Annotated in this window: 4 protein-coding genes and 1 pseudogene; all 5 read right to left on the bottom strand. The window is 71.5% G+C overall.

The features are described 5' to 3' along the window. Window positions 1–333: pseudogene (locus C3489_RS39765) on the bottom strand (hypothetical protein); the annotation flags it as partial. A gap of 244 nt (window positions 334–577) precedes the next feature. Then, on the bottom strand, window positions 578–1,486 hold the full coding sequence (gene truB / locus C3489_RS37735) for a tRNA pseudouridine(55) synthase TruB (protein ID WP_103786645.1): 909 nt from the start codon (window positions 1,484–1,486) through the stop codon (window positions 578–580). After that, window positions 1,483–1,944 (bottom strand): 30S ribosome-binding factor RbfA, encoded by a 462-nt coding sequence (gene rbfA, locus C3489_RS37730; RefSeq protein WP_103786644.1) that lies wholly within the window; start codon window positions 1,942–1,944, stop codon window positions 1,483–1,485. The genes truB and rbfA overlap by 4 nt, the downstream gene beginning before the upstream one ends. A gap of 40 nt (window positions 1,945–1,984) precedes the next feature. Continuing rightward, entirely contained in the window at window positions 1,985–2,278 is a 294-nt protein-coding gene (locus C3489_RS37725; protein ID WP_103786643.1) for a DUF503 domain-containing protein, read from the bottom strand. 192 nt (window positions 2,279–2,470) lie between these two features. Next, the coding region (gene infB / locus C3489_RS37720; protein WP_103786642.1) for a translation initiation factor IF-2 at window positions 2,471–4,916 on the bottom strand (2,446 nt) is incomplete at its 5' end.

Raw genomic sequence — 4,916 nt, 5'->3', positions numbered from 1 at the left:
CGGGGAGTCGGACGTAGGTGCCGGGTCTCGACGCGGTCCCTGGCCGTGACGGGGAGCGGGTCGGTGCCGAGGCCGTCGGTGCGGACGAGGGCGAGGCCGAGGCCGGGCAGCGGGGTGACGGCGTCGGCGGTGACGACGCATACGCGGTCGTCCGCGTCGTACAGGGCGATCCGGGCGAGGCCGCCTACGGGTCTCGTGGGCGGTGACGACGGTGCCGTGGTGGTCGGCGGCGAAGCCGAGGCCGCGGGGGCGTCCGGCCAGGTCGCGGATGCGGACGAGGGCGGTGTCGGCGGCGTCGAGGAGGGTGGCGTCGGGGGTGTCCGGTCCCGCCATGCCTACCTCCCCGCCTGTGCCCTTGGTGTCGACGGTAGGCGCGGGATGATCGGCGGGACAGCTCGCGGTCGGAACGCGCCCCCCCTGCGCTCCCCTGGTTCACTCCGAGCGCCTGCCCGGACGGGTGAATGAGACGGGGGCGCTGGATACACCCTAGGGGTGGGGGAACCGAGGGGGGACCGTGGAGCGGCGGGCAGTGGGTACCCCGTGACCGCCGCTCCACGGGCGACGACTCCTCGGCCGGTCAGGCGAGGACGGCGAGGCTCTTGGCCTTGCCCTTGTGCGACTCGACGAGGGCGAGGAGGCGGTTCTCCGGGCCGAACACGGCCACGGGGCCCGCGCCCGCGTACTCGTCGGGCATCTCCAGGCGTACGCCGTTGGTGAGCAGCCGGGCGCGCTTGGCGTCCACGTCCCAGCGGCGGAACGCGGCGGCGGCCGCGGCGGCGATCGGCATGACCGTCAGCTCCTGCTGGAGCTGGTCGAGGGTCTTGGCCACGTCCAGCTTGTACGGGCCGACCCGGGTACGGCGCAGGGCCGTGAGGTGGCCGCCGACGCCGAGGTCGGCGCCGAGGTCGCGGGCCAGGGCGCGGATGTAGGTGCCGGAGGAGCAGACCACGGACACCACGAGGTCCAGCACCGGGGTGCCGTCCTCGGCGACGGCGTCCCGGACGTCGTACACCGCGAAGGAGGAGACGGTGACCGGGCGGGCCGGGATGTCGAACTCCTCGCCCTCGCGGGCCCGCTTGTAGGAGCGCACGCCGTTGATCTTGATGGCGCTGACCTTGGACGGCACCTGCATGATGTCGCCGGTCAGTTTCGCGATGCCGGCGTCGATGGCGTCCCGGGTGATGCCGGAGGCGTCGGTGGTGGAGGTGATCTCCCCCTCGGCGTCGTCCGTGAGCGTGTTCTGCCCGAGGCGGATGGTGCCGAGGTACTCCTTCTCGGTCAGCGCGAGGTGACCGAGGAGCTTGGTCGCCTTCTCGACGCCGAGGACGAGCACACCGGTCGCCATCGGGTCGAGGGTGCCGGCGTGGCCGACGCGGCGGGTTCTGGCGATCCCGCGCATCTTGGCGACCACGTCGTGCGAAGTGAAGCCCGACGGCTTGTCGACGATGACGAGGCCGTCGGGCGGGGTGGGCTTGCGGTCGTTCATTCGGTGCTGTCGTCCGTCTCGTCGGCGTCGTCCTCGGCGCCCGGCTTGCGGTACGGGTCCGCCTCACCGGCGAACGCGGCGCCCGCGGACGCCTCGCGCACCTTCGCGTCGGACTGCCGCGCCTTGTCGAGGAGGTCGTCGATGGTCCGTGCGGTGTCCGGGAGGGCGTCCGCGACGAAGGTGAGGGTCGGCGTGAACTTCACGCCGGCGGCCCGGCCGACCTCGGAGCGGAGGATGCCCTTGGCGCTCTCCAGGCCCGCCGCGGCGGCCTTGCGCTCCTCCTCGTCGCCGTACACCGTGTAGAAGACGGTCGCCTCCCGCAGGTCACCCGTGACCCGGGTGTCCGTGATGGTGACGTGCGAGCCGAGCCGCGGGTCCTTGATCCCGCGAAGCAGCTTCTGGGCCACCACCTCTCGGATGAGGTCCGCCAGCCTTTTAGCCCGCGCGTTGTCGGCCACTGGTCCGTCTCCCGTTCTTTCTTCTGCTTGCGTTCTGTGGTCAGTCGTCGTCGCCGTGGAACCGCCGTCGCACGGACAGCAGCTCCACCTCGGGGCGGCCGGCGACCAGCCGTTCACACCGGTCGAGTACGTCGGTGAGGTGCCCCGCGTCACCGGAGACCGCGGCGAGGCCGATGATCGCCCGCCGGTGAAGGTCGGTGTGGTCCACCTCGGCCGCACTCACGGCGTACTTGCGCTGGAGTTCGGCGACGATCGGGCGGACGACGGAGCGCTTCTCCTTCAGCGAGTGGACGTCGCCGAGGAGGAGGTCGAAGGACAGCGTCCCCACGTACATGTGTGTAACCGGTTCACCCGCCGGTACGGGATCGATGGCCCGCAGCCGTGTGGCCGGGGACATCAAGAACCGTACAACGAAGCGGCCCGCACGATCGACGGATATTACGCTCCGTGGACCGTGGGAACGGGCCGCAAACGGCGCACCGGCCGACGGGACCGAAGTCCCGTCGGCCGGCACGCACCGTGGGCGTTACGCCCGCGGCTTCTCGCGCATCTCGTACGTCGCGATGACGTCGTCGACCTTGATGTCGTTGAAGTTTCCGAGGTTGATACCACCCTCGTAGCCTTCGCGGATCTCGGTGACGTCGTCCTTGAAGCGACGCAGGCCCTCGATGGTGAGGTTCTCCGCGACCACCTTGCCGTCGCGGATGAGGCGGGCCTTGGTGTTGCGGCGCACCTCGCCCGAGCGGATGAGGACACCGGCGATGTTGCCCAGCTTGGACGACTTGAAGACCTCGCGGATCTCCGCCGTACCGAGCTCGACCTCTTCGTACTCCGGCTTGAGCATGCCCTTGAGGGCCGCCTCGATCTCCTCGATCGCCTGGTAGATGACCGAGTAGTACCGGACGTCCACACCCTCGCGCTCGGCCATCTGCGCCGCGCGGCCGGCCGCACGGACGTTGAAGCCGATCACGATGGCGTCGGAGCCCATCGCCAGGTCGATGTCGGACTCCGTGACCGCACCGACGCCGCGGTGCAGGACGCGGATGTCGACCTCTTCGCCGACGTCCAGCTGGAGCAGGGAGGACTCCAGGGCCTCGACGGAACCAGAAGCGTCACCCTTGATGATCAGGTTCAGCTGCTGGACCTCGCCGGCCTTGAGCACCTTGTCCAGGTCCTCCAGCGAGACACGGCGCGTGCGCTTGGCGAAGGCCGCGTTGCGCTCACGGGCGGCGCGCTTCTCGGCGATCTGACGGGCCGTACGGTCCTCGTCCACCACCAGGAAGTTGTCGCCCGCACCCGGGACGTTGGTCAGGCCCAGGACCTGGACCGGCGTCGACGGGCCGGCCTCGGCGACGTTGTTGCCGTTGTCGTCGAGCATGGCGCGCACACGACCGTAGGCATCGCCCACGACCATCGTGTCGCCGACCCGCAGGGTGCCTCGCTGGACGAGGACCGTCGCCACGGCACCACGGCCGCGGTCGAGGCGGGACTCGATCGAGATGCCCTGCGCGTCCTGGTTCGGGTTGGCCCGCAGGTCGAGCGAGGCGTCGGCCGTGAGGATCACGGCCTCCAGCAGCGAGTCGATGTGCAGACCCTGCTTGGCGGAGATGTCGACGAACATGGTGTCGCCGCCGTACTCCTCGGCCACCAGGCCGTACTCGGTCAGCTGACCGCGCACCTTGGTCGGGTCGGCACCCTCGACGTCGATCTTGTTGACCGCGACCACGATCGGCACGTCGGCCGCCTTGGCGTGGTTGAGCGCCTCGACCGTCTGCGGCATGACGCCGTCGTTGGCCGCGACGACCAGGATCGCGATGTCGGTCGACTTCGCACCACGGGCACGCATGGCGGTGAACGCCTCGTGACCCGGGGTGTCGATGAAGGTGATCTTGCGCTCTTCGTCGTTGACCTCGGTCGAGACCTGGTAGGCACCGATGTGCTGGGTGATGCCGCCGGCCTCGCCCGCGATGACGTTCGTCTTGCGGATGGCGTCGAGCAGTCGGGTCTTGCCGTGGTCGACGTGACCCATGACGGTGACGACCGGCGGACGGACCACCAGGTCCTCCTCGTCGCCCTCGTCCTCGCCGAACTCGATGTCGAAGGACTCCAGCAGCTCGCGGTCCTCCTCCTCCGGGCTGACGATCTGAACCGTGTAGTTCATCTCGTCGGCGAGGAGCTGGAGGGTCTCGTCGGAGACGGACTGGGTCGCGGTGACCATCTCGCCGAGGTTCATCATGACCGCGACGAGCGACGCCGGGTTGGCGTTGATCTTCTCCGCGAAGTCGGTGAGCGACGCGCCGCGGGAGAGACGGATGGTCTCGCCGTTGCCGCGCGGCAGCATCACGCCGCCGACGCTCGGGGCCTGCATGGCCTCGTACTCCTGGCGCCTCTGCCGCTTCGACTTGCGACCGCGACGCGCGGGACCGCCGGGACGGCCGAAGGCGCCCTGCGTGCCACCGCGGCCACCGGGACCGCCGGGACGGCCACCGAAGCCGGGACGGCCACCGCCGCCGCCGAAGCCGCCGCCACCGCCGCCACCGGGACGACCGGCGAAGCCGCCGCCGCCACCGGGACGACCGGCACCGCCGCCGCCACCGGGACGGCCGGCGAAGCCGCCGCCGCCGGGACGACCGGCACCGCCGGGACGACCGGCACCGCCGGGACCACGACCGCCGCCACCGGGGCCGGGACGCGGGCCGGCAGCGGGACGCTGCGGCATCATGCCCGGGTTCGGACGCGGACCGGCCGGGCCGGGACGCGGGCCGCCCTGCGGACGCGGCATCGAGCCCGGGGTCGGGCGGGAGCCGCCCGGAGCCTGCGGACGGGGACCGCCCTGGCCGCCGGGAGCCTGCGGACGCGGACCGGCGCCGGGGGCACCGGGGCCGCCGGGACGCGCACCCTGCGGGCGGGGAGCCTGCGGACGCGCCATGCCGGCGTTGCCACCGGAGGTGAAGGGGTTGTTGCCCGGACGG

It is taken from the genome of Streptomyces sp. Ru71 (assembly GCF_002920535.1).
Taxonomy (GTDB): Bacteria; Actinomycetota; Actinomycetes; order Streptomycetales; family Streptomycetaceae; genus Streptomyces.
Note: the sequence above shows the minus strand (reverse complement) of the source record. Positions and strands in the feature narration are given on the sequence as shown.

Bases quoted from the DNA above. Each gene is read 5' to 3' on its own strand.
- truB (WP_103786645.1), bottom strand. From the start codon at position 1,486: ATGAACGACCGCAAGCCCACCCCGCCCGACGGCCTCGTCATCGTCGAC.
- C3489_RS37725 (WP_103786643.1), bottom strand. From the start codon at position 2,278: ATGTACGTGGGGACGCTGTCCTTCGACCTCCTCCTCGGCGACGTCCAC.